The organism is Streptomyces sp. NPDC048291, assembly GCF_043201715.1.
Taxonomy (GTDB): Bacteria; Actinomycetota; Actinomycetes; order Streptomycetales; family Streptomycetaceae; genus Streptomyces.
Genome location: NZ_JBICZC010000004.1, coordinates 99,689 through 125,128, shown reverse-complemented (window position 1 = coordinate 125,128; position 25,440 = coordinate 99,689). Strand labels below are relative to the sequence as shown.

The following is a 25,440-nucleotide window of genomic DNA, read 5'->3' as shown; positions in this document are numbered from 1 at the left end:
GGCTGACGCGTTCTGGCGGGCTTCCTCCGCATTCCATCGAGAAGGCCCCGGCGGGTCACAGTGCCGTGAGGCTTTGCCGAGGCGAGCTGGTTCGGCCCACCCCTAGTGGGACGGGAACAGTCGTATGCGCAGGACGAGGCCGGCTTGAGGTGCCTTGACTCGCCGGAGGCGATCCACCGCCGATATCACGGCTGTTTCGATGGTCACGAGGAAGCCGCCAACGCGAAGATCGCGAAAAGCCTGGAGGAGGACGGCGATGTAGCTTGGCGAAACCGTGCAGGCATGGAGGCCGCCCGGGACAGGGGCGCCCTCCGTTTCTTTCTGTGAGTGATGCACGTGTACGGCAGCACCTATTCTGCCGCTCACAAGCGTGCGACTGGAGGAACATGCCCACCGCTGACTGGACACTTACGGCCGACGACGTCGTGGCCCTTCCCATCGACGATCTTGCTCTTCGGGTACTGCGAGACGCCCGACAGAACAACGAGTGGAACTATCGAAATTGGTTGCTCAGCGCTAAGCAGCATGGTTACCGCGGTCGCCAGGATGCTGTGCAGGCACTCAGCGAAGCATGGGGCTGGCTCATCAACCGTGGGCTAGTCGCACCTGACGTTGATCAGAGCGCTAATGAGGCCTTCTTCATCAGTCGACAAGGACACGAAGCTCTGACCCGAGGGCTTCCGTGGATCCGTGCTGTCCAGAGGCTCGACATCCAGATGGTGCCTGTTCTTGAAGGCGCGGCACGTCCGCAGTATCTGCGCGGTGACTTCGAAGCCGCAGCCCTGATGGCGATGAAAGAGATCGAGGTTCGCGTCCGAGCGATGTCGGAGCTCCCGGCCGGTCTCGTGGGTACCGCGCTGATGCAGGCCGCCTTCAGGCCTGGGAAAGGCGACCAAGAGGGGGGTCCGCTTTCTGATCAGGATGCTGAAGGTGGTGAGGCGGTCGCCATCATGGAGCTCTTCAAGGGAGCTATTGGTCTCTTCAAGAATCCGGCGAGCCATCGAAGAGTCGACTACAGCGATCCCACCGAGGCGGCTGAGGTCGTCCTTCTTGCCGACCTGCTTATGCGGCTACTCGACAAGATCGAGACAAGCGCAACCTGACGGGGGTAGAAGGTCAGGGAGATCATCACGCTTCCTGACCGACTTCGTACGTGCGACGCAGGCGCGCCGGTCAGGCATGAACGGCGCGCTCCGGTGCCGTGCTGCTTTGAGTAATGAGTGTGTCGGAGGTGTGTCGCAACCACTGAGAGACAACGAGAGAGGGCGGCAGTCAGTGAGACTGACTCCCGCCCTCTTCTGTCGGCATCCGCCCTGGTCAGTGGGTAAATTTACCCACCTGATTGGCGAGTGCCCCCGGCAGGATTCGAACCTGCGCACACGGCTCCGGAGAGCGCGCTCCTGACATGCTGGATTGTGGCTCTGACCTGCGTGGCGACGCCGGGGCGCGCCTGTTGTCCGCGAACTCACACGCTCCCCACACGTCGGCCAGCGTCAAGGAGCCTGGACTACTCCAGAGAGTAGTCATCCTTGAGGATCTTTGGGGTGTCCTTGATCTCCAGAACCTCTAGCTCGACCTCTAGTTCGGCGAGTCTCTGGGCGCATCGGGCGAGGCTCACTTGAGAGAATGTGAAGAGCGCTTCCGGCGTGGCGGCGCGCCCTCCAAAGGCGAGAACGATCTTTGATGGTTGGAAGTCGTCGGGAATCTGACGCTTCCCCTTACTTTCTCGCCTGACGACTTCCTGCATCTTCGGCACCGTGTCCGGCTGGCGACGTAGCGCTTCGGCGGCTACGAGGGCTTGGTTAAAAAGATGGCTCGCTGAAACGGAGCCACCCATGCGCTTTACGTGGATAAGTTCATCATCTGGGCCTAGGAGATCGCAGACCTCGAAACCCTTAGGGTGCTGTCTGGTGTACAGCAACTTCGTATCCAGGCGCAGGAAACGCGAGTCGTCGTGCTGGACCAGGAGGTTGTATCTCCCCTCGACGGCGGCTGCAATATTTCCGTTTTTCTTTACCTCTTGCGGCCAGTCGGAGACCGAAAGTGTGCTTCTCTTGCTCAAGATTTTAGCGACTCGCTGTCGCAGCAAGTCTAGGTATGCGCCACCAATGTCGAACCAGCGTCCTTGATGGAATACATACCTCTTTCCCTCGTGATCGGTTTGAAACGTGATCCACTTATCCCCGTGAATGGCTCTGGAGATGGGGAATCCATCACTGTTAAGTCCCTGTATGGTGATTCGCTTCAGGGCGTCAAAGCGAGTCGAGGCCTCGCGGCGAGCCAGTGGTTGCAGGAGGTGGTACAGCTCCAACTCCTCGGGTTGTTCCTCTCGACCTGCGCCAGCTCCACGGATCTTGTAGCTGTCGGCTTCTCCGTGGTCGCTCTCCTGCCACTCGGCCGGCCACGTAAGAGCGATGAGTGGCGACCCGGGCTCCAGAGCTTGGGACAGCAACCTCTGAAGCTCAGTGGTCTCGGGCGCCCCAGGGCGCAGCGGGCGCGTGTGCTCGAAGTGTTCGAGTCCCTTAACGGGCGGCTCATTCTCAACGGTTTCATGCAGGTAGTTCAGGTCGGCGAGCAAGTCCTGCGGACTCTTGGCAAGCGGCAGGCTTAGCCCATCCGCTCCTCTGACCGTCGCGTAGCTGTCTGCCTTACCGGCAGCCGCCGTCAGTCCGGAGATGGATATTCGTCCGACCAGTCGGCTAATGACCTCGCCGATTTCTTCAACACCGAAGGCGTCCAATGGCGCACCGGATGGAACGCTAGTGCGCGCGGTTCTGGCCAGCGTATCCATTGTGTGACTCGTAAGAGATCGCACCTGGTCTGCGCTCGCTTTGCGTATGGCAAAGCGAAGACCGAAGCCGGGGTCAAGGAATATGGGATTTAGGAGTATGTGCCCGAAACCCCATGTTAGTGCATAGTCATATCCGCTTTGTGGGACTATCAGCGCTGCTGCTGAAGTTAGGTTCTTGAGTTGTGGATTGTGGCCAACCAGTGAGACGAGGTGAGGCATCCATCGAGGTTCATCTGTGCTTATCTTTCCCGTAATGAGGAGTGATTGGGTGCCGCTGATGGGGACCTCGCGCATCTGGAAATCGTCCTCGTTCTCTGCATACTTCTGCTGTATGCAGAGAACGATGGGTTCATCGCCGGGGCGGGAAAGTCGATAAACCGTCGCCTTCTTGGCCGGTGCCTGCTGACGAGCCATGACCTACCCCCAGAGTCAAAGGTTCCGCCCATGCGTGCAGGGGGCACATGTTTGCATATCTTGCCCTGTCGTCCTAGATGTCTGACGACATCCGCTTTCCCTCTCTATTCGAACTTCTGATCTAAGTGACGTCGGTGTTGTCGGCCGACTTGGGGTGCTGAGCTCAACGGTGGCGGTCGTAGGTGAGGGGCTGCAACACCCCGGGGTGTTGCAGCCCCTCACCAAGGTCGGACAGGTGGGACACGGGCGCTTCCCGCTGTCCCATCTATTTGTGCAGGTCAGTGCGCTAACCGGACAGTCGGACAGTTGGGACACCATCTGTCCGGCGCTGCCATGCGCACCTCGTGGCACTCTTGGCAGCGGGCAATGGAGGCAGCGAGAGGAGTCGGAGTGTCGGAGGCCAGTCCGCGCGGAACCTACCTGGTCATTTCGGAGAAGCTGCGTGAGCGCATCGGGGCAGACGAGAGCGCCGAAGTGCTCCCGTCAGAGGCTGACCTGATGCGTGAGTACGGTGTCGGTCGGAACACGGTCCGGCGGGCTCTCAAGGTTCTCGAAGCTGAGGGCATCCTGGAGTCCGCTCCCGGGATTGGGTGGCGCATCGTGCGGGATGGCGATCGTCGTCCCCTCGCGGATCGGATGTCAGCCCTGATCGCCGAGGACTCGTTGTTGGTGGGCGACCCGTACCCGTCCGAGTCGCAGCTCTGCAGTCGCTTCGGCGCCTCCCGCACGGCCGTACGTCGCGTCCTGGCGCAGATGGAGGGGAACGGTCTGTTGGCCACCGTCCACGGCAAGGGGCGTACGGTGCGCGCTCTCCCGGCTCCCGCTACCCGGCCGTAGTCTTGTCCGCCATGGGACTCACTGAGTGGGCGTACGCGCTCTCCGAATCGCTGCTGTCCGATCCGCTCCCGCGTCGGTGGGTGCACTCCCTGGGGGTCGCCAAGCGTGCCCGCTCCCTGAGCCCGATCCTGGGCGAAGACGCTGAACTCTTGGAAGCCGCCGCCGTGTTGCACGACATCGGGTACTCGCCGGCTATCGCCGTCACGGGCTTTCACCCGCTGGACGGCGCGCGGTTCCTCCGGGATCAGGAGGGCGCGGACGAGCGGGTCGTTCGTCTGGTAGCCCACCACTCATGCGCGCTCCTGGAAGCCGAGGAACGTGGACTGAGGCAAGAGCTACAGAGCGAGTTCGAGCTGGAGAGGCCGGACCTCGTTGACGCTCTGCTCTTCTGTGACATGACGACCACGCCGGACGGGACGCAGACCACGCCAGCAGAACGGCTGGATGAAATCGTGCGGCGATACGGCCCGGACACGATCGTCGGGCGGTTCATTCAGCGTGCGGCCCCGGACATCCACGCAGCTGCGGATCGTGTTGAAGGGCGCTTGGCGCAAGCCTCGGTTGGTGATCAGCCGATGTAGGGCTCACGTTGCGACTCGTTGAGGCCGTGCCTAATCCGCAGCATCATCGACGGGTGGATCTCCAGTCCATCGAGGTCCGTTGGGGCAACCCAACGGACCTCTTTCGATTCGTTGCTAGTTCGGAGGGAGCCGCCGACAGGGTGGGCTCGGAAGCAGATGGAAAACTGTTGACGGACCTCTCCGTCGTCGTACGCGAGCACGTGATCCGGGTCGGTGTAGAGCCCCACGATGTTGTCTACCTCGACCTCAATGCCGGTCTCCTCCAAGACCTCACGGACGACTGTGTCGGCGATGCGCTCGCCGATGTCGTGGCCGCCACCCGGCAGTGCCCACAGATCGTTGTCGGTCTTGTGGATGAGCAGAAGTCGTCCGGCATCGTCCCGAACGATCGCCGTGACCGAGGGCACCACTGAGTTGGCCTTCGGGGCGTTCGGGTCGCGGAAGTAGTCAATACGGCTCATCAGTTCATGCCTTCCCAGTTGGCCGGCGAGGAGATGGGGCGGGCCGATTCCCAGACCCGTTCCACGCTCTCAGCGTAGGCGTCGAACAGTTCGCCACCGGGAACGCGTCGAAGGTGCAGCACGGGGGCCATGTAGGCGCCGACACCGTAGATGTGGCCGTTGGCCAGCATCTCGTCATCAGCTCGGTAGATCGAGTTGTAGAGCGTGGTGTTGTGCAGCCGGAACTCAACACCGGGAAGGCCGAAGAGCGGACCGTAGTTGACCAGGGCGTTCCGGATCTTCGCTGCCATCGCCGGACCGATTCCCTCGTCGTCCCCGCGTACGGCCACGGCCTGCGACGCTGGCTCCCCCATGAGGAAGCGGATGGACACCCCTTCGGCTGACTTCTCTTTCACAATGCGATGGAACGTCGCGTCTTCGGTCAGCCAGAAGCCGGAGTACACCAGCACATCGAACTGGCGCCTCGCCTTGGAGTAGAGGTCCGTCCAGAGGGTCTGCATCACCACCGAGCGGTGCGGATAGAGCCTCACCAACTCCGCGTTGCCGGAGGCTGTGACCTCGGCCGACGTCCGTTCGTCGGGCCACAGGTACGACACTTCGCACTTCAACAGCGAGGCTGTCGCGTACTGGAAACGTCGGTACGGCTTGCGGTCGGGTTCGTTGATCCAGCGTTCGACCGTCTTGGCCGCGACTCCGAGCCGCTGCGCAACCTCGTCGAGCGTCAGGCCCAAGTCCACTATGGCGCCTCGCAGTCGTTCGTTGGCCACGCCAACCTCCGGCTTCCTGGGACGACTTGGTCGGACTTCACGCTAGCGAAGAACGACCTGAGCCGTACAGGTGCGAAGTCGAGCGTCGTCCGCCTCGGCAGCAATCTGTAGGTACATCGAGCGCGAGGGGCTCGCGAACCCAAACAGCCGAAGGGCTTGACGGACTGAACTCCCCTCTGCAAGATGAGGAACACGTAATACATGTTCCTCTCGAACGGCCCGGAGGGCCCTGTGAAACGGGCTCAAAGGAAGCCGCTGTTCCTTGACAACTGAATGGGGATCACGCCGCCTCTCCTCGGCCAAGTAGGCGGCCAGACGGGCCCTGGCCCGTGTGAAGAACAGCGCAACCAAACCCGTCTCGCAGCGCTCGCGCTGCGGCCGGTTGCCTCTCCCGTCCGTCCGGTCCCGTACTTGGTGCGCGGCCGTACGGACGGGGTTGCAGGGAGCCGCGAAGGGCTTCACCACAGCTGAGAGGAACTGTTCATGGACCGCCTGAAGAAGGCTGCTGCCGACCACCGCGAGGCTGCCGCCGTGGTGCGTGCACGCGGCAACAAGGCCAAGGCCAAGCGCATGGAAGACCGCGCGGACGAACTGGAGTCCGGCAACGTCACCGACGTGACCGACCAGCTCAGCGCGCTTACCAGCTGGGCCTTCCGGCGCTGACTCTCCGCCCGTTCATCGTCAAGCATGTGCGGCTCCCGGGGGGCAACCCGGGAGCCGCGTACAGGGACCTGTCTGGAGGCACCTGTGTTCATCAGTCTGACAGCCGAGGAGCGCGAGGAGTTGTCGCGCAAGAACGCCGAGGCGAACAAGCAGAGCAAGGACAACGCCCGTGCTCGCGGCGGCCGGTGATGGCCGGCGCTGAGCACGAGAGGACGAAGCCACCGCTTCCCGTCCGTCCGCCGCGCCCGCATCCGCACGCGGTGTGACCAGCCCCTGAACCCACCGCCCGCCGCGTTTCTCGCGGCCGGTCCCGGAGCGGTCGCCGTCTCGCCAAGGCCTGCGACCGCTCCGGCTTCTCTGTCCCTCCGATCCCAACTGGAGTTGGCCGATGGTCGCTGCCACGTTCGCCGCCGTGTTCGTCGCCCTGTACGTCGCTCACAGTGTGGGCGACCAATGGGTCCAGACCCACCGGCAATCCGCGCTCAAGGCCCTTCCCGGCTGGGTCGGCCGTCTCGCGGACACCCGGCACGTCGCCACCCTGACGCTCACCAAGCTCGCCGTGCTCATCCCGGCCACCGCGCTGCTGGGACTGCATCTGTCGGTGCCCGGCACCGTCGCCGGTCTCGCGGTGGATGCGGTCTCGCACTGGTGGGCGGACCGGCGTACCACGCTCGCGCGGCTTGCCTCGCTGATCGGCAAGGGCGAGTACTACCGGCTCGGTGCCCCGCGTCCCGGCCGTGACGACAACCCGCACATCGGTACCGGCGCCTACGCGCTTGACCAGTCCTTCCACCATCTGTGGTTGCTGGTCGCCGCGCTGATCATTGCCACTGTCTGACCCCTCGCACCACCGCCCCGGCATCTTGCCGCGAGGGTGCCGGATCGAATCCGGCCCGGGGCACTCACCCCCGCCGCACTCGCGGCCGGGGTCCCGGAGCGGTCGCCGTCTCGCCAAAAGGCCTGCGACCGCTCCGGCTTCCTGTCCCTCCGATTCAGGAGCCCCCTCATGCACGCCTACGTTGGCCCTCATCAGGCCGTTTCCGTGAACGACTTCATCGAACTGGCGCTGGGCACCCCGGCTGAACTGTGGCTCGGGGTGGACGGCGAGAGCGAGGTGGAGCGGGCGGCCCGGCTGGACGCGGCCCGCGACATCCTCGCCGACAACCCCGGCTTGCCGGACGACGTGACCCGCGTGGTCGCCGAGGTGATCGAGGCGCACGTCCCGCAGCTGTTCAACGTCGTCCCGCTCGCCCGGCCGGCGACTGGGCGCCGTCGGGCCTCCCGGAAGGGGGCAGCGGCATGAGCGAGCTGCTGACGCTGGACGGGCTGGCCGTGCCGCTGCGTGTGCTGCGGCTGCTGGCCGCTGACTTCGGGCATCTGCCCGCCCCGGACGTCGACTTGACCCGTATCTACCCCGACCGGCTGACCCTGCGCTTTCACGCGGGTCTGCACGCGTTCGAGGCATGGCGGGAGGCCCTGGCCGTTCCGCCGGAGACGGTGACGCACGGGGTGCAGGGTGACGGCACGACGCGCGTGCTGAAGGCGGCGACCGACTACGCGGGTGCGGAGGTGCACCTGTACGGCTACGCCGACGTGCCCGCCATGCTCGGGGGTGCGGCATGACGACACAGACCGTCGAGCGTCCGGCCGTGCCGCCGCTGACTCGCCCGGAGATGGGGCTTGCCGGTCTCGGGGCGCTCGCCGCTGCTGCGGTCGGTGCGCTGGGGTTGTACTCCTCTTTCGATGCGGTGTCGCTGGCCGCAGCGCGCTGGGGGTTCAGCAACCCGCACACCCTCCCCATCGCCATCGACGTGGCCATCCCGGTGTTCACGCTGGCCAACCTGATGCTGATCCGGCTGGACATGGCACTTGGGTGGGTCCGGTTCGTGCCCTGGCTGCTCACCCTGGTCACGTGCTGGCTCAACGTCGCGGCCGGGCACGTCCTGTCTGCGAAGGTGGCGCACGGCACGATGCCGCTGCTGTGGGTGGTGTTCTCCGAGATCGGCGCCCACGTCTACGCCGTGCGGATCGGAGCGGTCACCGGCCGCCGGATGGAGAAGATCCGGTTCTCACGCTGGTTCCTCGCCCCCGTGTCGACGTTCGCGCTGTGGCGGCGGATGACGCTGTGGGAGGTCACCTCCTACACGGACGCGCTCGCGCTGGAGCGTGAACGGCTGCTCGCCCGCGCGGACTTGCGCGAGCAGTACGGCCGCGGCTGGCGGCACAAGACCCCGCGCCGCGAACGCGTCCTGCTGCGCCTGGGAGAACTCGCCCCAGCCGCCGCAACCGTCGCCGAGGACCCGACACCGGAGCCGCAGCAGGCCCCGGACGAAGCAAAGCCGGAGGCGCCCAAGTCGCCGCGCAAGCGGCCGGCCAAGCCCGCGGCGAAGACACCACCGCGCTCCCTTCCGGACCTGCTCGCCGAGGCCCGCACGGTCACCGCCGGGTGGACGGATGCCGCGGTCAACGCCGAGTCGCTGCGTAAGGCGCTGCGGTGCGGCTCCGGCCCGGCACGGCAGGTGCGTGACGCTCTGCTCGCCGAGCGGGCCGACGGCCGCGCCCTGCACCCCGTGGACGGCTCCGGCGACGTCGCTGAGGGGGTGGCCGCGTGAACACCCTGGCCACCCTCCTGCTGTCCGTGCTGCCGTTGGCGGCCGGGTGGGCAGCGCATGTGCACTGGCTGCATGGCTGCCTGAACACCGCCCGGCGTGACCCGCTTACCGGGTTACGCACCCGCGACGGCTTCACCCGCCGCGCTACCGCCCTGCTCAAGGACCCGCGGGCGGTCGTCGTCCTCGCCGACGTCGACAAGTTCAAGCTGATCAACGATACCCACGGGCACGCGGCTGGCGACGCGCTGTTGAAGGCGACCGCGGACCGGCTCGCTCACCACGTCGGCCGCTCCGGCGTTGCCGGGCGGCTCGGGGGCGATGAGTTCGCCGCCGTCCTCATCGACGACCAGGGCACGGCCGGGGACCTGCTCGCCGTGCTGCACGGCGTGCTCGCCCGGCCGGTCGACGGCCAGGACCCCGACGTGCGCACCACGGTCTCGCTCGGGTGGGTAAGCGCCGCGGACTTCCCCGCCGACGACCTGTCCGGGCTGCTGCGGCGGGCGGATGAGGCGATGTATGCGGCCAAGCAAGCTCGCGCCGGAACCCGGCGGGCGGGTCTGGGCTGGCTGTTCGCCACCGTCACCGGTCGCCGCGCCGGCCGGACGGGCGCCCGCACCGATGCACCGGTCGTGGGGGTGGCGGCATGAAGTCACAACCCATCGTCGGCGCCGCGGTGTTCACCGCGGTGATGGAGGCGGCCGGGTTCCGCTGCCAGTGCAGCGGCGAGTGCGGCAACCCGCACGCCAAGGGTGACGGCCGGTGCCTGCACGAGCACGACCACTACACCAGCAAGCACGGGCGCCGGGTGCGGCTGATGGCCGCCCCCGGCGACCCGCTCGCCTCAGGTGTTGCCGCGGCCCGTCTCCCGGCGAGCGAGCTGCGCGCATGGTGCCCCGACTGCCACGAAGCCGCCGCCCGCCGGGCCAGGAAGCAACTCCCCGCCGCCCTGGCGGATCAGTGCGCGCTGTTCGACCTGAGCGCCGGAGAGGACCACGCATGACGGCCACAACCGAGCCGGTGAAGGCGTTCAGCTTCGGCGGCGGGGTGCAGTCGACAACCGCCCTGGCGCTGGCCGCGCGCGGAGAGCTGGACTACCGGACGTTCATCTTCGCCAACGTCGGTGACGACTCCGAGAAGCCCGCCACCCTGCGCTATGTCGAGCAGTATGCGCGCCCGTTCGCCGAGGCCCACGGTCTGGAGCTGGTCACGGTCGGTCGGGTCCGCCGCGACGGCACCAGCGAGACCCTGTACGGGCGGATCACCCGGGAGGGCTCGCGCTCCCTGCCCATCCCGGTGCGGCTGTCCCCGAGCGGAGCGCCGGGCACCCGCGCCTGTACCGGTGACTTCAAGATCAAGGTCATCGGCAAGGAGCTGAAGCGGCGCGGCGCGTCCCGCGACAACCCGGCCACCGTCGGCATCGGCATCAGCCTGGACGAGATCAGCCGAGCCAATACCCGGCGCTGCGAGCCGCACGAGCGCATCGAATACCCGCTGCTCGATCTCGGCCTGCGCCGGGCGGACTGCCCGCGCATCATCCGCAGCGTCGGCCTTCCGGTACCGCCCAAGTCGGCGTGCTGGTTCTGCCCGTTCCACCGGCCGGAGAACTGGCACGACATGCGCCGCGACGAGCCGGAGCTGTTCGCCAAGGCGTGCGACCTCGAAGCGCTGCTCAACCGGCGCCGGGACGCGCTCGGCAAGGACCACGTGTACCTCACCCGCCTGCTGAGGCCGCTGGCCGAGGCGATCCCGGACGGGGTCGACACGTTGCCGTTCGACGACACCGACACCGGCTGTGACTCCGGCTGGTGCATGACCTGAGCACCACCCCTCCCGGGCCTGGCCGCCCACCTTCCACAGCACGCGGCCGGGCCCGGTATCCCTCCCACTAGAGAAGGAAGTCTCAGTGAATCACCCCGACGACAACGAACTCTTCAACCGGCTCGAAGCTGAGATGGCTGCCGACTCCGGGGCCGAGGTAGTCGACCTGAACAAGGCTCGATCGGCGCGCGGGGAGTCGGCCGACCCCGCCCCCGACCCGGCTGCCGACTCCCGGCCGACCGAGTCGGCCGACCTGAGCGCCGACCTGAGCGCCGACTCGGTCGACGACGACACCGACGACCGGTCGACCGTGATGGTCGACGGTCCGGCCCCGGCCGGTCCGGGCCTGATGGACCGACTCCGGTCGGGCCAGCGGCGCGAGGTGATCCCCGGGTGGGCGAAGTCCAAGCCGGAGTTCGTCACCGCGCTGGGCTGGCTCGGGGGCTACGCCGGGCACACCGCCGCCTTCCACGCGGTGCGCTTGCCCTGGTACTCGCTCCGGCTGGCCTTCCAGGCCCCGTCCGGGGTCGCGAAGTTCGTCGGTGGCGCGATGCGCTGGGTCGCCGACACCGAGGGCGAGCCGCTGCGGCAGGTGGCCGCGCGGCGCGAGAACGTCGAGGAGTACCTGAAGCTGTCGCGGCAGCGTGACAACCGGGTCAAGCTGCGCAGCATCCTCATGCTGCTCGCCCTGGTCGTCGGTCTGCCGCTCGCCCTGGTGCTGTTCGTGCTCGCCCCCGCCTGGCTGGAAGTGCTGGCGCTGGCCCTGCTGACGGCCGGGTTCGGGTTCCTCGGTGCGCCGTCTGACAAGCCGGTCATCTCCCGCGCGGTCGTCACGACCGAGGTGGAACGCCTCACCTCCGGCATCGTCGAACGCGCCCTGGGGGCACTCGGCATAGCCGAGATCAACAAGGCGCTCGCCAAGGGTGGGGAGGGCATCAAGTTCCCCGCCCCGATCACCCGCGACGGCCCCGGCTGGCGCGCCGACGTCGACCTTCCCTACGGCGTGACCGTGCCGGACATCCTGGACCGGCGCGAGAAGCTCGCGTCCGGCCTGCGCCGCCCGCTGGGGTGCGTGTGGCCGGAGCCGGTCGCCGACGAGCACGCCGGCCGGATGCTGCTGTGGGTGGGCGACCGGCCGCTGAACAAGGTGCCCAAGCCCGCTTGGCCGCTGGCCAAGACTGGCACGGCGTCGCTGTTCAAGCCGCTGCCGTTCGGCACCGACCAGCGCGGCCGCAACGTCGACATCAACCTGATGTACGACAACCTGCTGATCGGCGCCATGCCGGGCATGGGCAAGACGTTCTCGCTGCGTACCGCCCTGCTGGCCGCCGCCCTGGACGTGCTGTGCGAGCTGCTGGTGTGGGAGCTGAAGGGCACCGGCGACCTGGACCCGCTCAAGCGGGTCGCCGTCGACTACGGCTCCGGCGCCGACGACGAGACCGCGGCGGCCACGCTGGAGTGCATCCGCTACGTCTACAAGGACCTGGAGCGCCGGGCCAAGGTCATCGCCTCGCTGCCCAAGGACAAGTGCCCGGAGAACAAGGTCACCCCGGAACTGGCAGCGAACCGCTCCCTCGGGCTGCACCCGCTGGTCCTCGCCATCGACGAGTGCCAGGAGCTGTTCAGCCACGAGAAGTACGGCAAGGAAGCCGGGACGCTGTGCACCGGGATCATCAAGCGCGGCCGGGCCCTGGGTGTCATCCTCCTGCTGGCCACCCAGCGCCCGGACAAGGAGTCGCTGCCCACCGCCATCAGCGCGAACGTGGGCACCCGCTTCTGCCTGCGGGTCATGGGCCAGCTGGAGAACGACATGATCCTGGGCACGTCGATGTACAAGAACGGCATCCGCGCCACCAGCTTCACCCGCTCCGACAAGGGCATCGGCTACCTGGTCGGCGCCGCCGACGAACCGCAGATCACCCGCGGCTACTACATGGACAACGAGGAAGCCGAAGCCATCTGCGAGCGCGCCCGCAAGGCCCGCGCGGATGCGGGCACGCTGCGCGGCATCGCCGCCGGCCAGACGCCGGAGCGGCGCGAGGCGGCCGATCCGCTGCTGGAGGACATCCTCGCCGTCGTTGCGGCGGATGAGGCCAAACCGTGGAACGACGTCACCGTCGACCGGCTCGCCGAACTGCGGCCGGAGAAGTACGGGCCGTGGGCCGAGATGGCCCCGGCCGACAAGGCGCGACAGCTCACCACCGCGCTCAAGCCGTACGGCGTGAGCACCGGGCAGGTGGCCCGGCGGATCAACGGCAAGACCGTCAACCGGACCGGCTTCGAGCGCGCCCACATCGTCACCGCAATTGCGGAGCGTGACCGAAACCGGGACGCGGGCTGACACCGAGGGACCTCTAGCGCTAGGGGGCCAACCCTCTAGCGCTAGAGGTCCCGCTAGCACCCCATACGGGCCCTGATCAGCACGCTAGGCGATAGGGCCCCACCTGCGGAAACCCCCGAAAACCGCCCCGGGAGGGCTCTCGTGACCCCGATCCTGCTCGCTATCGCACTCCTGCTGTTCGTCACATTCAGTTACGCCTCTGTGTGTGCGGCGAGCCCGTTCGGCACCTGCCGCAAGTGCAACGGCTTCGGCTTCGCCATGACCACCGACCGCAAGGGACGGCCCAAGCGCGGCAAGACCTGCCGCCGCTGCAAGGGCCACGGCAAGCGGATACGCGCCGGCCGCTGGCTCTACAACCGCGCCGCCCACACCTACCGCCAAGGCACCCGCTGACCCCAACCCCGGCCCATGGAAAGGAGGTTGCGGCGTGGCCGTGACCATCTCCCTCGCCCTGCTCTTCGGCTTCGTGCTCTTCATGCTGCTGCGCTCCAAGACCCTCGGCCCCGGCAGCGCGTTCGTGGCCGTGATGTTCGGCTTCTACCTCGCCTCCACCGGAGCCGCCGACACGATCAACCAGCTCATGAGCGCCGTCGTCAACGCGCTCCCCAACCTGTGAGGAGAACGGCCGTGAACGAACCCATCGTCGCCCGGCACTGGCTCGTCCTCGCCGCCCCCAAGGCCGCGCCCGCCATCGCCACCACGACCGTGCTCGCACTGGCCAGGATCTGGAACGCCAACGGCGCCGAACACTCCGTCGGTAACGCCGCGCTCATGACCGCCCTGTCTATCGGCGCTGCTGCGGCCGGGGCGTGCGCGAGCATCGGCCGCGCCGGAGACAGCACCATCGCCGGGACCGCGTTCGCCGCCTCCGGCGGGCTCGCCCTCGCCGGGGTCGCCGGATACGCCGACGGGTGGTCGCTGCCGCTGCTGCTGTGGGCGCTGGCCACCGCCGTCGCCTACGGGCTCGCCGCGCGCTACTGGCGCACCGACCGGCGCGAGCGCGTCGCCTACGAGCGGCACATGAGCGACCGGCGCGAGGAACGCGCCCACATCGAGCGTGTCGAGACCATCCGCGGCACGGCACAGATCGAGGTGGCCCGTACCGGCGCCGCCTACGCCGAACAGCTCGCGCAGGCACTCGTCACCCGCGCCGCACTGCCCGGCTTCGACCCCACCGCCCTGGAACGTGCGGGACTGCCCGAACTACCCGCCCTCGACATGAGCAAGGACCACTGACGTGGACATCGACCCCGACGAGATCGTCACCGTCGAACTGCACTGGGACAACGACGGGTTGCCCACGACCTACCGCCGCGACATCACCCGCCGCCACCTCGGAGACCTGCTCATGCAGATCGACGACATGGCCGCCCAGACGGACTGAGCCGTGTTCGAGATCCGCGTCATCTGCCCACCGGACGACGCCGACCGGATCGGCGCCGCTCTGACGGCCGCGTTCAACACCGGCCCGGCACGCCAGTACCCCACCCGCGACGGCAAGCGCACGCGGCTGTACTTCACCGCCGACCACCGCGACTCCAGCACCACCCCCACCCACACCGAAAGCGAGTGATCCACATGTCCGTGGGAGAAACCCCGCTCACCCTCGTCGGCAACCTCACCGACGACCCCGAACTCCGCTTCACCCCCAGCGGCGCGGCCATGGCGAAGTTCTCCGTCGCCTCCACCCCGCGCAGCTACGACAAGACCTCCGGCCAGTGGCAGGACGGCACGGCCATGTTCATCCGCTGCACCGCATGGCGCGACCTCGCCCAGCACATCGCCGACAGCCTCGCCAAGGGCACCCGCGTCGTCGTCACCGGCCGCCTGCGTCAGCACAACTGGCAGACCCCGGAGAGCGAGAACCGCTCGATGCTCGCCCTGGAGGTCGACGACATCGGCCCCTCGCTGCGCTTCGCCACCGCCGACGTCACCCGCGTCCAGCGCAACAGCAACGGCTCCGGGCCGTCCAACGGCGGGTGGGGTACCCCCGCCGGCACCCCGGCCCCGGCCGGATGGGGCACGGCGCCGACCGGCGACGAACCCCCGTTCTAGATACGCCCGGGGTGGGTGCCGTCTCGCCAAAGCCTGCACCCACCCCGGTCCCTCCCTGTCCCTCCAAGGAACCAGGAGAACCCCCAGCATGCCTCAACTGGACGACTCTGCCCAGCTCACCGCTGCCCTTGACGCAGCGTCGCGCGGCTGGCACGTCTTCCCCCTCATCCCCGGCAACAAGCGCCCCGCCGTCCGCGACTGGGAGACCCGCGCCACCACCGACCGCGCACGCATCACCCGGTGCTGGACGCACGCGCCCTACAACGTCGGCATCGCCACCGGCCCCTCCGGCCTGGTCGTCGTCGACCTGGACACCCCCAAGACCCCCGAGGACACCCCGCCGCCCGCATGGGCCATGCCCGGCGTCACCGACGGGAGCGACGTCCTCAGCGTGCTCTGCGAGCGCCACGGCCAGCCCTACCCCCGCGACACCCACACGGTCCGTACCGGCCGCGCCGGCCAGCACCTCTACTTCGCCGCGCCGGACGGCGAGGAACTGCGCAACACCGCCGGCGACAGCGCCCGCGGGCTCGGCTGGAAGGTCGACACCCGCGCGGGCGGGGGCTACGTCGTCGGCGCGGGAAGCGTCGTGGAACGGCGCCCCTACACCACGGTCAGCGAGGCGCCCGTTGCCCCGCTGCCGGACTGGCTGACAGCTCTTCTGCGTCCGGCGCCGCTACCCCCGCAGCGTCCGGTCACCGTCCCGCTCACGGCCCGCGACCGGCGCGGCAAGTTCCTGAACGCCGCACTCAACGGCGAGTTGGCGCGGGTCACGGGCTCCGGCGAGCACCAGCACAACACCGCGCTCTACATCGCATCCGTCGCCCTCGGTCAGTTGGTCGCCGGGGGAGAGCTGGAGGCGTACGAGGTGACCGAGAAGCTTGCCGAGGCGGCGCTGAGCGTCGGCCAGGGCGAGCGCGAGGCACGGCGCACCATCGCGTCCGGTCTGAGGGCCGGAGCCCATCGCCCCCGGACGGTCGCGGCATGAACAGCAACCCCGTTCCCTCGCCCCCAGACGAGCACGACAAGGGCCGCGACCCCATCCCCCCGCTGCACCTCTACTCCGTGCCCACCGACCCTCAGACGGCGCGTGAGGCGCCGCCGAAACGGGAACGCCCCCGCACGGCGTGGACTGCGGATCAGCTCATGGCCGCAGACTTCCCGGAGCCGAAGTGGGCCGTGCCCGGCATCCTCGCCGAGGGCGTGAACCTGCTCGCCGGTCCGCCCAAGGTAGGCAAGTCCTGGCTGTCCCTCGGGCTGGCCCTTGCCGTCGCGGCCGGGGGCCACGCGTTCGACTCCCTGCCTGTCGACGGCGGCCCGGTGCTCTACCTCGCCCTGGAGGACACCCCGCGCCGCCTCCAGACCCGCATGGGCAAGATGCTCGGAGGGCAACCGGCCCCGGCCGGCCTGACCCTGGTCACCGAATGCCCGCCGTTCCCCCAGGGCGGCAGCGACGCCATCGCCAACTGGCTGGACCGCAACCCGGACGCCCGCATGGTCGTCATCGACGTCTTCGCCAAGATGCGCGGCCCTGCCCCACAGGGCGTGTCCGCCTACGACGCGGACTACGTGGCCGTCGGCTACGCCAAGCGGATCGCCGACCACTACGGCATCGCCGTGGTGCTCGTCCACCACGTCCGCAAAGCAGGCTCCGACGACTTCCTGACCGAGGTCTCCGGCACCAACGGCATCGCCGGAGCTGCAGACGCCACCCTCGTGCTCAAGCGGGCACGCGGGCAGGCAGACGGCATCCTGCACGTCACCGGACGCGACGTCGACGAAGCCGAATACGCGCTTCAGTTCCAAGCCGCCTCCGGCGCCTGGCAGATGCTCGATGGACCGGTCACCGACCACACCATCGGTGACACCCGCGCCGCAATCCTCAGGCACGTCCGGGAGAACCCCGGCGCGCGCCCCCGGGACATCGTGGCCGCGCTGCCGCAGCTCGATGCCGAGAACGTCCGCCGTACCTGCTCGCGCATGGCCGCGGACGGACAGCTGACCAAGGACGGCACCGGCCGCTACTACCCGGACACCGAAACCCGGACAGAGGGCACGCCGGGGGTGTCCCAGGTGTCCGACTGTCCCAGTCCGTCACCTGACCTGCGCAAACAGGTGGGACAGCCTCAATCGGAGCTGTCCCACCTGTCCGACTCCCAACCCGCAAACGAGACCCCGGGGGAGGCCGATCGTGGCGCGTGACGAAATGCTCACGATCTCTGAAGTTGTCAAGGAAATCGGCGTGCCTCTCTCGACCTTCTACCGCTGGCGACAACTGAGGAAAGGCCCGAAGGCAATCAAACTCCCGAACGGTGCCGTGCGCATTCGCCGTTCCGAGTTGGACCGCTGGATTTCAGCTCTGGAGGAAGCCGCGTGAACGATCGCAAGGCCAGCGTGACTCCGGGCGCTCGTGAGAGCGAGCGCCCGGCCGGATCTGAAGAATCCGCGCTTTCCACTGACGTCCGTGTCTGGAAAGTCAGCAAGATTTCCAGCAAGACGGCGCCATACCAGCTTCGTTGGGTGGTTGCTGGGAAAGTCCGTCACGCGACTTTCACGACGTCGGCGCTTGCCGAGAGTCGCCGCTCGGAACTGTGGCGAGCCATGCGCAAGGGCGAAGCCTTCGACATGGAAACCGGGCTGCCCGAATCCGAGCTTCGGGCAGCCGCAGAAAGGGCGAGTGCCAAGCCGGACCCGTCATGGTGGGACTTCTCACGCGAGTACATGGCAATGCGTTGGCGAACTGCCGCAGCGAAGACACGTGAAGGGTTGGCGGACAGTCTTGCTACGGCAGCACTCGGCATGATGGAGGAAAGCCCCGGTGCGCCGGATCCAGAAGATGTGCGGCGCGCCGTGCGGTGGGCCGTCGTACCGGCTCACAAGGGCGACGAGCCCCCGCCGGAACTGGAGAAAGCATGTGCATGGCTGGAGAGCCACTCTCTGCCCCTGTCGGCGCTGAATGACTCCAAGGCCGTGCGGGACGTCCACTACCGGCTGTCATTCAAGCTGGACGGCAAGCCGGCGGCAGCTGACACCTACAAGCGGCGCCGTCGCGGGTTCAACACGGCCATGGAGTACGCCATTCAGGAGGGATACCTAGAGCGGAATCCGCTGGCTGGAGTCAAGCGGACTAGCTCCAACGGGAACGATGCCGTGGATCCGCGTGTGCTCGTCAATGAGTCGCAGGGTAGGCAACTCCTCACGGCCGTCTCTTATGTCGGCTCGGTGCATCGGAACCGGGGGCGACGACTTGTCGCGTTCTTCGGCTGCATCCTCTACGCAGCGATGCGCCCGGCGGAAGTAGTAGGGCTCAGGCTCTCTGACTGCCATCTCCCGGAAAAGGGATGGGGGACTCTCACTCTCTGGGAGACCCGCCCGATCTCCGGCAAGAAATGGACCGACTCGGGAGAGCGGCATGATAAGCGAGGGCTGAAGTCACGGGAGCCTGGCACAGACCGGCCGGTGCCGATTCCGCCCGTGCTGGTGGCGATGCTCCGAGCACACCTGAAGGAGTTCGGTACCGCCAAAGACGGGCGGCTCTTCCCAAACGAGCGGGGGGATCTTCTCGGCACATCCAGTTACTGGAGGGTGTGGCAGGAAGCCAGACCGCTAGCGCTCCCGCCGGACAAGGTGCTCTCCCCCCTGGCGCGGAAGCCTTACGACCTGCGGGCCACGTGCATAACGAACTGGCTCCGAGCTGGCCTTCCCGTAGCTGAGGTGGCCCGGCGCGCCGGCAACTCCCCGGAGGTCATCCACCGCCGCTACGCAGGTGTCATCGACGAAACCGAGGAAGAGAACAACAGGAAGATCGAAAAGACCATGGGGTGGAGCGGGGCAAGTACCTGAGCCCGCAGTACATGCCGTCGGGCTCCGGCCGTGCCTGAGCCCGACGGTTTAGGGCAATGTCCGAAGAATCGATCGAGGCAATGAATATTTCCGCAGATATGGAGCCATGAAGTTGGCACATGCCGGGTCATCGCGGAGCATCTCCGCCACGTAAGAGATATCTTCAGGCGCAGTGAGGCGAGAGACTTCGCGAGAAAAAACCTCTGCCACGTAGTATCGGTTGTGGCTGACGCCGACGATCATTATGCGATTCAAGCTAAGGTGTCGAACTGGTCGGCTGTGTTTGGCTGCCCTTAGGACGTGTGCGAAGAAGTCGGCAATGTCGTCGGTGTAGGAAAACGGGTGACCCCCCTCCGAGTATTCATCGAAGGTGCGCACCATGCGCTCGAAGTCAAGGGGGTGCTCCGCTGCCATGTGCGTGAGAAGCTCTTGGGGCAGGGAGGGCGTGAATTCCTTGATGAAAATTTCGTCATCCTCTGAATCGAGCAGCAGCCTGAGGAGAGCTCCGGCGGACTCTGAGTCACCGTCGAGCGCACTCGCTTTCAGTTCATTCGCTCGCACAGTAGGAGAAGCGACCTCGGCTTGTGGAGCCGTGATGAGTTCCAGTTCGCGTCGGAACTCAGCTACCGACTGGTATCGCTGCTCTGGCTCTTCGGCCACGCACCGGCTTACTATGTAGCGGAACTTTACGTCGAGCTTGCCGATCCGTGCCCGTGGAAAGGGGATTTCACCTGTGAGGCAGTGGTACAGAATCTGCCCCATCGAGTAGATGTCGGCAGTTTCTGTCACCTCGTGAGCGTCATCGTACTGTTCCGGTGCCATGTATGCGACCGAGCCTCTAGCAATTTTCGCCTGAGTAATGGTCGTGCTCTCAGAGTTTACAATTCGACACAAGCCGAAATCTGAAATTACCCAGCGTCCGTCTAGAAGGAGCAGGTTAGCTGGCTTCAAGTCCCGGTGCAGAACACCCTGCTCGTGCGCGTACTCAAGGGCGTACAGTACGTCTGTGATGATGCTTATGGCTTCATCCTCGGGGATTGGACCCCAGTCCAGACGATCCTGAAGTGAGCCGCCCTCGGCTAGGGGCATAGCGAAGAAAGGTAGCTCACGCTTCAAGTTCATAGCGATGATGGGCATAATGCCGGGGTGCTTCAGTGAGGATTGGTAGCGAGCTTCTCGCTCGAAGCGCCTGCGATCCTCGGATCCGGGGGTCATATCAAGAGTTTCGAGCGGGAACTTCATGACGACTTCATCATCAGTCGCGAGGTTGATAGCTCGCCAGACGGCCCCATACCCTCCGCCAGGCATCTGCTCGATCTTCTGAAACCTGACCCGACCCGCCACGTGCCCCTCCCACGTTGAAGACTCTCGGGAGTGTAGGACGCCGGCAGGCCGGTAAGTGGGCCACTTGCTGACAGTTGGTGCGGGGGTGTACCGAGATGCCGAGGCGGCCCACACGCTCCTCACACGCGAACCGTGAGAGAGAGTGAGAAAGGGCGGGAGTCAGTGAGACTGACTCCCGCCCTTTTCTGTCGGCATCCGCCCTGGTCAGACCGTGGTTTTGGGTCTCTGACCGGCGAGTGCCCCCGGCAGGATTCGAACCTGCGCACACGGCTCCGGAGGCCGTTGCTCTATCCCCTGAGCTACGGGGGCGTCTGGCGTTGAGCTGTTGCTCGCGGCGACGGGTAGAACACTACCAGCTTGGTCGGGGTGATCAGGAACGGGTTTCGCGGGGGTGCTCGCCCGCAGGGGGCGGAAGTCGGGAAAACCCGGACGCGGTGGCCGGTCCGGACCTACTCTCGAGTTGTGCCAGGGGCGTCGGGCCGGGTGCTTGTTGTGGACGACAACAAGGTCATCCGGCAGCTGATCAGGGTCAATCTCGAACTGGAGGGTATCGAGGTCGTGACCGCGGCCGACGGTGCCGAGTGTCTGGATGTCGTTCATCGGGTGCGTCCCGACGTGATCACTCTGGACGTCGTGATGCCGCGGCTCGACGGGCTGCGGACCGCCGCTCAGCTGCGTGCCGACCCCCGGACCCACGATCTTCCGCTCGCCATCGTCAGCGCGTGCACGCAGTACGAGGTCGAGACCGGGCTCGACGTCGGCGTCGACGCGTTCCTCGCCAAGCCCTTCGAGCCCGCCGAACTCGTCCAGCTGGTGCGGGATCTGATCGAGCGGCGGCGAGGCGCGGGCGACAGGGAGGACGGGGAGAGCGGCGGTGTGGGCGACGAAGTCCAGTTCTCGGGGGGAGCGGGCCGGGGGTAACCCCGTCTGTCCGTGACCCCGGCCGGCCGGGAGGCGTACAGGGATCACCGCCGGGCGGCGTCCACATAGCGGAACCCCGGCCAAACCGGCTCGCCTACCCACCCCCTCCCTCCCCTACGCTTGTCCCGTGACCCCCGTCGAGCTCTCCCGTACCGTGCTGCGCGCGGTACGCCGTGCCGTGGACGAGGGCGAGCTCAGTGTGACCGTGCCCGAGCGGGTCGTCGTGACGCCGCCGGGGCCGGGCGGGTGCGGGGACTACGCCACCAATGTCGCGCTCCAGCTCGCCCGCCCGGCCGGGCAGTCGCCGCTGCGGGTCGCCGAGATCCTGGTGCCCCGGCTCGCTGAGTGCGCCGGCGTCGAGGACGTCGTCGTCACCGGGCCCGGGTTCCTCAACATCTCCCTCGCCTCCGGTACCTCGCCGACGGCGACCCTGGTCGGGGAGATCCGCGGTCTCGGTGCCGCCTACGGCCACGGCGACGCTCTCGCCGGACAGGTGGTCGAGCTGCGGGTGCCGTACGACGTGCGGGCCGAGGTCGTCGCCGACGCGGTGGTCAGGATCGTCGCCTGTCAGGGCGGGCGTGGTGAGGTCGAGCACGGGGAGCCCGCCAGTCTCCGGCCCGTTCCGGCGCCGGAGGACCCGGCGCCGCTCGGACCCGACGCCGCCCAGTGGGCGCTGCTGCATCCCGCTGCCCACGACCGGCCCCGGATCACCGCCGACCACCTGGTGCAGCGGGAGAGCAATCCGCTGTTCCGGGTGCGGTACGCGCACGCCCGGGTGCGGGCCGTCGGGCGGGGCGCGGGGCGGCTCGGGTTCGATGCCGTGCCCGGCGACGTTCCCGACGCCCCGGACGCTCTTGTCACCGCCCTCGCCGACTACCCCCGCATCCTCACCGGCGCGGCCATCCACCGTGCCCCCGACCGGCTCGCCAGGCACCTCGTCACCGTCGCCGATGCCGCGCTGCCGTTCCTGCCGACCGTGCTGCCCCGTGGCGACGAGAAACCCTCGGCCGCCCACCGCGCCCGGCTCGCCCTCGCCGAAGCCGCCGGGACGGTGCTGGCCGGCGGCCTGTCCCTGCTCGGTATCGACGCACCCGATCACCTCTGAGAGAGCCCGAAGAGCAATGAGCCGTTCCGCGCACCCCGCCGGGCCCCGGCACGCCGATGTCCTGCCCGAGGGGCACTACGCCGCCCCGCCCACCGATCTCAACGCCCTCGACGCCAAGGTCTGGGCGCAGACCGTCAGCCGCGACGCCGACGGGGCCGTCACCGTCGGCGGCGTCGACGTGAAGACCCTCGCCGAGGAGTTCGGCACCCCCGCCTACGTCCTGGACGAGGACGACTTCCGGGCCCGGGCCCGCGCCTGGCGCACCGCGTTCGGACCGGACGCCGACGTGTTCTACGCCGGCAAGGCGTTCCTGTCCCGGGCCGTCGTGCGCTGGCTGCACGAGGAAGGGCTCAACCTGGACGTGTGTTCCGGCGGGGAACTGGCCACCGCGCTGTCGGCGGGCATGCCCGCCGAGCGGATCGCCTTCCACGGCAACAACAAGTCCGTGGCGGAGATCCGCCGGGCCGTCAAGGCCGGGGTCGGGCGGATCGTGCTCGACTCCTTCCAGGAGATCGTGCGGGTCGCCCACATCGCGCGGGAGCTCGGCACGCGGCAGCGCGTGCAGATCCGTATCACCGTGGGCGTCGAGGCCCACACGCACGAGTTCATCGCGACGGCGCACGAGGACCAGAAGTTCGGGATTCCGCTGGCCGGGGGACAGGCCGCGGAGGCCGTGCGGCGGGCGCTGCAGCTCGACGGGCTCGAACTCGTCGGGATCCACTCGCACATCGGGTCGCAGATCTTCGACATGTCGGGGTTCGAGGTCGCCGCGCACCGCGTGGTGGGGCTGCTCAAGGACGTACGCGACGAGCACGGCGTGGAGCTGCCCGAGATCGACCTCGGCGGCGGGCTCGGGATCGCGTACACGAGCGACGACGACCCGCGCGAGCCGCACGAGATCGCCAAGGCGCTCACCGAGATCGTGACCCGGGAGTGCGAGGCCGCCAGGCTGCGGACGCCGCGGATCTCCGTGGAGCCGGGGCGGGCCATCGTCGGCCCCACCGCCTTCACCCTCTACGAGGTCGGCACCATCAAGCCGCTCGACAACCTCCGCACCTACGTCTCGGTCGACGGCGGCATGTCGGACAACATCCGCACCGCGCTGTACGACGCCGAGTACAGCGTCGCCCTGGTGTCCCGGACGAGCGACGCCGAGCCGATGCTCGCCCGCGTCGTCGGCAAGCACTGCGAGAGCGGGGACATCGTGGTGAAGGACGCGTTCCTGCCGGGCGACCTGGCACCCGGTGACCTGATCGCCGTACCGGCCACCGGCGCCTACTGCCGCTCCATGGCCAGCAACTACAACCACGTGCTCCGGCCGCCCGTCGTCGCGGTGCGGGACGGCGCGGCCCGGGTGATCGTCCGGCGGGAGACCGAGGAGGACCTGCTCCGGCTCGACGTCGGATGACGGCGCCATCGGGCAGCGCCATCGAGCAGGGGATCGCGCAGGAAGATCGGGCAGGCGGAAGATCTCCTGTCTGCGATCACCACACAATGAAATAGATGTCTCACGATCCGGACGAAGGGTAGAAACTCCCGTCCGGTGAGTGAGACTGGTCCAACCGTAGACGGTATGAGGAAACGAGGTCGGATGATGCGTACGCGTCCGCTGAAGGTGGCGCTGCTGGGCTGTGGGGTCGTCGGCTCAGAGGTGGCACGCATCATGACGACGCACGCCGACGACCTCGCCCAGCGGATCGGCGCCCCGGTCGAGCTGGCCGGTGTCGCCGTACGGCGGCCCTCCAAGGTCCGTGAGGGCATCGACCCGGAGCTGGTCACCACCGACGCCACCGCGCTCGTCAAGCGCGACGACATCGACGTCGTGGTGGAGGTCATCGGCGGGATCGAACCCGCCCGCACCCTCATCACCACCGCCTTCGAGCACGGCGCCTCCGTCGTGTCGGCCAACAAGGCCCTGCTCGCCCAGGACGGCGCCGCCCTGCACGCGGTCGCCGAGCAGCACGGCAAGGACCTCTACTACGAGGCCGCCGTCGCCGGTGCCATCCCGCTGATCCGGCCGCTGCGCGAGTCCCTGGCCGGCGACAAGGTCAACCGGGTGCTCGGCATCGTCAACGGCACCACCAACTTCATCCTCGACAAGATGGACAGCACGGGCGCCGGGTACCAGGAGGCCCTCGACGAGGCCACCGCGCTCGGGTACGCGGAGGCCGACCCGACCGCCGACGTCGAGGGCTTCGACGCCGCCGCCAAGGCCGCGATCCTCGCCGGCATCGCCTTCCACTCCCGGGTGCGGCTCGACGACGTCTACCGCGAGGGCATGACCGAGGTCACCGCCGCCGACTTCGCCTCCGCCAAGAACATGGGCTGCACCATCAAGCTGCTCGCCATCTGCGAGCGCGCCGAGGACGGCGGCTCGGTGACGGCCCGCGTGCACCCCGCCATGATTCCGCTGACCCACCCGCTCGCCTCCGTGCGCGGCGCGTACAACGCCGTGTTCGTGGAGTCCGACGCGAGCGGACAGCTCATGTTCTACGGTCCCGGCGCCGGCGGCGCCCCGACCGCCTCCGCGGTCCTCGGTGACCTCGTCGCCGTCTGCCGCAACCGGCTCAGCGGGGCAACGGGGCCCGGCGAGTCGGCGTACGCCGGTCTGCCCGTGTCGCCCATGGGCGACGTCGTCACGCGCTACCACATCAGCCTCGACGTCGCCGACAAACCGGGTGTTCTCGCCCAGGTCGCCACCGTGTTCGCGGAGCACGGGGTTTCCATCGATACGGTTCGGCAGACCGGCAAGGACGGCGAGGCCTCCCTCGTCGTCGTCACCCACCGGGCCTCCGACGCCTCCCTCTCCGGGACCGTCGAGGCGCTGCGCAAGCTCGACACCGTGCGGGGTGTCGCCAGCATCATGCGGGTTGAAGGAGAGTAACCA

At 67.7% G+C, this 25,440-nt stretch carries 30 protein-coding genes and 1 tRNA gene; 26 read left to right on the top strand and 5 right to left on the bottom strand.

The genetic code is table 11. The features are described from left to right. Positions 1 to 386: 386 nt before the first annotated feature. Positions 387 to 1,103, top strand: coding sequence for a TIGR02391 family protein (locus tag ACGF5O_RS11405; protein WP_393809680.1), 717 nt, complete (start codon positions 387 to 389; stop codon positions 1,101 to 1,103). Between the two features lie 404 nt (positions 1,104 to 1,507). Here the strand turns inward: ACGF5O_RS11405 and ACGF5O_RS11400 are convergent, their stop codons facing one another. Then, a complete protein-coding gene (locus tag ACGF5O_RS11400) occupies positions 1,508 to 3,205 on the bottom strand; it encodes a DUF6119 family protein (RefSeq protein WP_393809679.1) in 1,698 nt (565 codons plus the stop codon). A 390-nt stretch (positions 3,206 to 3,595) separates the two neighbouring features. Here ACGF5O_RS11400 and ACGF5O_RS11395 point away from each other — a divergent pair, with 390 nt between their 5' ends. Together ACGF5O_RS11395 and ACGF5O_RS11390 are read left to right on the top strand one after the other, a co-directional pair. Next, entirely contained in the window at positions 3,596 to 4,042 is a 447-nt protein-coding gene (locus ACGF5O_RS11395) for a winged helix-turn-helix domain-containing protein (protein WP_393809678.1), read from the top strand. A gap of 11 nt (positions 4,043 to 4,053) precedes the next feature. Next, entirely contained in the window at positions 4,054 to 4,623 is a 570-nt protein-coding gene (locus ACGF5O_RS11390; protein WP_393809677.1) for an HD domain-containing protein, read from the top strand. On the opposite strand, the gene ACGF5O_RS11385 is transcribed toward ACGF5O_RS11390, so the two are convergent. Together ACGF5O_RS11385 and ACGF5O_RS11380 are read right to left on the bottom strand one after the other, a co-directional pair. Next, entirely contained in the window at positions 4,611 to 5,084 is a 474-nt protein-coding gene (locus tag ACGF5O_RS11385) for an NUDIX domain-containing protein (RefSeq protein ID WP_393809676.1), read from the bottom strand. The genes ACGF5O_RS11390 and ACGF5O_RS11385 overlap by 13 nt on opposite strands. Beyond that, positions 5,084 to 5,851 (bottom strand): helix-turn-helix domain-containing protein, encoded by a 768-nt coding sequence (locus ACGF5O_RS11380; protein WP_393809675.1) that lies wholly within the window; start codon positions 5,849 to 5,851, stop codon positions 5,084 to 5,086. The genes ACGF5O_RS11385 and ACGF5O_RS11380 overlap by 1 nt, the downstream gene beginning before the upstream one ends. 483 nt (positions 5,852 to 6,334) lie before the next feature. Here ACGF5O_RS11380 and ACGF5O_RS11375 point away from each other — a divergent pair, with 483 nt between their 5' ends. The 19 genes from ACGF5O_RS11375 (at position 6,335) to ACGF5O_RS11285 (ending at position 19,183) form a co-directional block, all read left to right on the top strand. Continuing rightward, positions 6,335 to 6,514: a hypothetical protein gene (locus ACGF5O_RS11375; protein WP_393809674.1), complete on the top strand. Its 180-nt coding sequence runs from the start codon at positions 6,335 to 6,337 to the stop codon at positions 6,512 to 6,514. 388 nt (positions 6,515 to 6,902) lie between these two features. Continuing rightward, the gene (locus ACGF5O_RS11370; RefSeq protein ID WP_393809673.1) at positions 6,903 to 7,352 is read left to right on the top strand and encodes a transcriptional regulator; all 450 of its coding nucleotides are present in this window, start codon (positions 6,903 to 6,905) and stop codon (positions 7,350 to 7,352) included. 168 nt (positions 7,353 to 7,520) lie between these two features. Next, on the top strand, positions 7,521 to 7,817 hold the full coding sequence (locus ACGF5O_RS11365; protein ID WP_393809672.1) for a hypothetical protein: 297 nt from the start codon (positions 7,521 to 7,523) through the stop codon (positions 7,815 to 7,817). Next, complete coding sequence (locus tag ACGF5O_RS11360; RefSeq protein ID WP_393809671.1) at positions 7,814 to 8,137, top strand: hypothetical protein; 324 nt, start codon at positions 7,814 to 7,816, stop codon at positions 8,135 to 8,137. The genes ACGF5O_RS11365 and ACGF5O_RS11360 overlap by 4 nt, the downstream gene beginning before the upstream one ends. Further along, positions 8,134 to 9,126, top strand: a complete 993-nt coding sequence (locus ACGF5O_RS11355; protein ID WP_393809670.1) for a DUF2637 domain-containing protein — start codon at positions 8,134 to 8,136, stop codon at positions 9,124 to 9,126. The genes ACGF5O_RS11360 and ACGF5O_RS11355 overlap by 4 nt, the downstream gene beginning before the upstream one ends. Then, complete coding sequence (locus ACGF5O_RS11350) at positions 9,123 to 9,773, top strand: GGDEF domain-containing protein (RefSeq protein ID WP_393809669.1); 651 nt, start codon at positions 9,123 to 9,125, stop codon at positions 9,771 to 9,773. The genes ACGF5O_RS11355 and ACGF5O_RS11350 overlap by 4 nt, the downstream gene beginning before the upstream one ends. Further along, positions 9,770 to 10,126 carry a hypothetical protein gene (locus ACGF5O_RS11345; protein WP_393809668.1) on the top strand — a complete coding sequence of 119 codons (357 nt, stop codon included), beginning with the start codon at positions 9,770 to 9,772 and terminating at the stop codon, positions 10,124 to 10,126. Before ACGF5O_RS11350 ends, ACGF5O_RS11345 begins: the two co-directional genes overlap by 4 nt. After that, positions 10,123 to 10,944, top strand: a complete 822-nt coding sequence (locus ACGF5O_RS11340) for a phosphoadenosine phosphosulfate reductase (protein WP_393809667.1) — start codon at positions 10,123 to 10,125, stop codon at positions 10,942 to 10,944. Before ACGF5O_RS11345 ends, ACGF5O_RS11340 begins: the two co-directional genes overlap by 4 nt. A gap of 85 nt (positions 10,945 to 11,029) precedes the next feature. Beyond that, a complete protein-coding gene (locus ACGF5O_RS11335) occupies positions 11,030 to 13,285 on the top strand; it encodes a cell division protein FtsK (RefSeq protein WP_393809666.1) in 2,256 nt (751 codons plus the stop codon). A 141-nt stretch (positions 13,286 to 13,426) separates the two neighbouring features. Next, positions 13,427 to 13,678: a hypothetical protein gene (locus ACGF5O_RS11330; RefSeq protein ID WP_393809665.1), complete on the top strand. Its 252-nt coding sequence runs from the start codon at positions 13,427 to 13,429 to the stop codon at positions 13,676 to 13,678. Between the two features lie 34 nt (positions 13,679 to 13,712). Further along, complete coding sequence (locus ACGF5O_RS11325) at positions 13,713 to 13,901, top strand: hypothetical protein (RefSeq protein ID WP_393809664.1); 189 nt, start codon at positions 13,713 to 13,715, stop codon at positions 13,899 to 13,901. Positions 13,902 to 13,912: 11 nt separating this feature from the next. Next, entirely contained in the window at positions 13,913 to 14,521 is a 609-nt protein-coding gene (locus ACGF5O_RS11320) for a hypothetical protein (protein WP_393809663.1), read from the top strand. Between the two features lies 1 nt (position 14,522). Next, on the top strand, positions 14,523 to 14,669 hold the full coding sequence (locus tag ACGF5O_RS11315) for a hypothetical protein (protein WP_393809662.1): 147 nt from the start codon (positions 14,523 to 14,525) through the stop codon (positions 14,667 to 14,669). A gap of 3 nt (positions 14,670 to 14,672) precedes the next feature. After that, complete coding sequence (locus ACGF5O_RS11310; RefSeq protein ID WP_393809661.1) at positions 14,673 to 14,858, top strand: hypothetical protein; 186 nt, start codon at positions 14,673 to 14,675, stop codon at positions 14,856 to 14,858. 5 nt (positions 14,859 to 14,863) lie between these two features. Further along, positions 14,864 to 15,340 (top strand): single-stranded DNA-binding protein, encoded by a 477-nt coding sequence (locus ACGF5O_RS11305; RefSeq protein WP_393809660.1) that lies wholly within the window; start codon positions 14,864 to 14,866, stop codon positions 15,338 to 15,340. An 88-nt stretch (positions 15,341 to 15,428) separates the two neighbouring features. Then, the gene (locus ACGF5O_RS11300) at positions 15,429 to 16,328 is read left to right on the top strand and encodes a bifunctional DNA primase/polymerase (RefSeq protein WP_393809659.1); all 900 of its coding nucleotides are present in this window, start codon (positions 15,429 to 15,431) and stop codon (positions 16,326 to 16,328) included. Continuing rightward, on the top strand, positions 16,325 to 17,542 hold the full coding sequence (locus tag ACGF5O_RS11295; RefSeq protein ID WP_393809658.1) for an AAA family ATPase: 1,218 nt from the start codon (positions 16,325 to 16,327) through the stop codon (positions 17,540 to 17,542). The genes ACGF5O_RS11300 and ACGF5O_RS11295 overlap by 4 nt, the downstream gene beginning before the upstream one ends. Positions 17,543 to 17,546: 4 nt before the next feature. Next, positions 17,547 to 17,717, top strand: coding sequence for a helix-turn-helix transcriptional regulator (locus tag ACGF5O_RS11290; protein WP_393810115.1), 171 nt, complete (start codon positions 17,547 to 17,549; stop codon positions 17,715 to 17,717). Further along, a complete protein-coding gene (locus ACGF5O_RS11285) occupies positions 17,714 to 19,183 on the top strand; it encodes a tyrosine-type recombinase/integrase (protein WP_393809657.1) in 1,470 nt (489 codons plus the stop codon). The genes ACGF5O_RS11290 and ACGF5O_RS11285 overlap by 4 nt, the downstream gene beginning before the upstream one ends. A gap of 48 nt (positions 19,184 to 19,231) precedes the next feature. On the opposite strand, the gene ACGF5O_RS11280 is transcribed toward ACGF5O_RS11285, so the two are convergent. Beyond that, the gene (locus ACGF5O_RS11280; RefSeq protein ID WP_393809656.1) at positions 19,232 to 20,527 is read right to left on the bottom strand and encodes a serine/threonine-protein kinase; all 1,296 of its coding nucleotides are present in this window, start codon (positions 20,525 to 20,527) and stop codon (positions 19,232 to 19,234) included. 237 nt (positions 20,528 to 20,764) lie between these two features. After that, a tRNA-Arg gene (locus tag ACGF5O_RS11275) sits at positions 20,765 to 20,836 on the bottom strand. 60 nt (positions 20,837 to 20,896) lie between these two features. Here ACGF5O_RS11275 and ACGF5O_RS11270 point away from each other — a divergent pair. The 4 genes from ACGF5O_RS11270 to ACGF5O_RS11255 all read left to right on the top strand — a co-directional run bounded on the left by ACGF5O_RS11270 (position 20,897) and on the right by ACGF5O_RS11255 (position 25,437). Then, the gene (locus ACGF5O_RS11270; RefSeq protein ID WP_393810114.1) at positions 20,897 to 21,448 is read left to right on the top strand and encodes a response regulator; all 552 of its coding nucleotides are present in this window, start codon (positions 20,897 to 20,899) and stop codon (positions 21,446 to 21,448) included. A 127-nt stretch (positions 21,449 to 21,575) separates the two neighbouring features. Next, positions 21,576 to 22,553 carry an ArgS-related anticodon-binding protein NrtL gene (nrtL, locus tag ACGF5O_RS11265; protein WP_393809655.1) on the top strand — a complete coding sequence of 326 codons (978 nt, stop codon included), beginning with the start codon at positions 21,576 to 21,578 and terminating at the stop codon, positions 22,551 to 22,553. A gap of 16 nt (positions 22,554 to 22,569) precedes the next feature. Continuing rightward, complete coding sequence (gene lysA / locus ACGF5O_RS11260; protein WP_393809654.1) at positions 22,570 to 23,961, top strand: diaminopimelate decarboxylase; 1,392 nt, start codon at positions 22,570 to 22,572, stop codon at positions 23,959 to 23,961. 183 nt (positions 23,962 to 24,144) lie between these two features. Further along, positions 24,145 to 25,437 carry a homoserine dehydrogenase gene (locus tag ACGF5O_RS11255; RefSeq protein WP_362596773.1) on the top strand — a complete coding sequence of 431 codons (1,293 nt, stop codon included), beginning with the start codon at positions 24,145 to 24,147 and terminating at the stop codon, positions 25,435 to 25,437. Positions 25,438 to 25,440: the final 3 nt, after the last annotated feature.

Excerpts from the sequence above, each read along its gene's own strand:
- ACGF5O_RS11405 (WP_393809680.1), top strand. The coding sequence starts at position 387 with ATGCCCACCGCTGACTGGACACTTACGGCCGACGACGTCGTGGCCCTT.
- ACGF5O_RS11400 (WP_393809679.1), bottom strand. The coding sequence starts at position 3,205 with ATGGCTCGTCAGCAGGCACCGGCCAAGAAGGCGACGGTTTATCGACTT.
- ACGF5O_RS11390 (WP_393809677.1), top strand. The coding sequence starts at position 4,054 with ATGGGACTCACTGAGTGGGCGTACGCGCTCTCCGAATCGCTGCTGTCC.
- ACGF5O_RS11385 (WP_393809676.1), bottom strand. The coding sequence starts at position 5,084 with ATGAGCCGTATTGACTACTTCCGCGACCCGAACGCCCCGAAGGCCAAC.
- ACGF5O_RS11375 (WP_393809674.1), top strand. The coding sequence starts at position 6,335 with ATGGACCGCCTGAAGAAGGCTGCTGCCGACCACCGCGAGGCTGCCGCC.
- ACGF5O_RS11370 (WP_393809673.1), top strand. The coding sequence starts at position 6,903 with ATGGTCGCTGCCACGTTCGCCGCCGTGTTCGTCGCCCTGTACGTCGCT.
- ACGF5O_RS11365 (WP_393809672.1), top strand. The coding sequence starts at position 7,521 with ATGCACGCCTACGTTGGCCCTCATCAGGCCGTTTCCGTGAACGACTTC.
- ACGF5O_RS11360 (WP_393809671.1), top strand. The coding sequence starts at position 7,814 with ATGAGCGAGCTGCTGACGCTGGACGGGCTGGCCGTGCCGCTGCGTGTG.
- ACGF5O_RS11355 (WP_393809670.1), top strand. The coding sequence starts at position 8,134 with ATGACGACACAGACCGTCGAGCGTCCGGCCGTGCCGCCGCTGACTCGC.
- ACGF5O_RS11345 (WP_393809668.1), top strand. The coding sequence starts at position 9,770 with ATGAAGTCACAACCCATCGTCGGCGCCGCGGTGTTCACCGCGGTGATG.
- ACGF5O_RS11340 (WP_393809667.1), top strand. The coding sequence starts at position 10,123 with ATGACGGCCACAACCGAGCCGGTGAAGGCGTTCAGCTTCGGCGGCGGG.
- ACGF5O_RS11305 (WP_393809660.1), top strand. The coding sequence starts at position 14,864 with ATGTCCGTGGGAGAAACCCCGCTCACCCTCGTCGGCAACCTCACCGAC.
- ACGF5O_RS11300 (WP_393809659.1), top strand. The coding sequence starts at position 15,429 with ATGCCTCAACTGGACGACTCTGCCCAGCTCACCGCTGCCCTTGACGCA.
- ACGF5O_RS11295 (WP_393809658.1), top strand. The coding sequence starts at position 16,325 with ATGAACAGCAACCCCGTTCCCTCGCCCCCAGACGAGCACGACAAGGGC.
- ACGF5O_RS11290 (WP_393810115.1), top strand. The coding sequence starts at position 17,547 with ATGCTCACGATCTCTGAAGTTGTCAAGGAAATCGGCGTGCCTCTCTCG.
- lysA (WP_393809654.1), top strand. The coding sequence starts at position 22,570 with ATGAGCCGTTCCGCGCACCCCGCCGGGCCCCGGCACGCCGATGTCCTG.
- ACGF5O_RS11255 (WP_362596773.1), top strand. The coding sequence starts at position 24,145 with ATGATGCGTACGCGTCCGCTGAAGGTGGCGCTGCTGGGCTGTGGGGTC.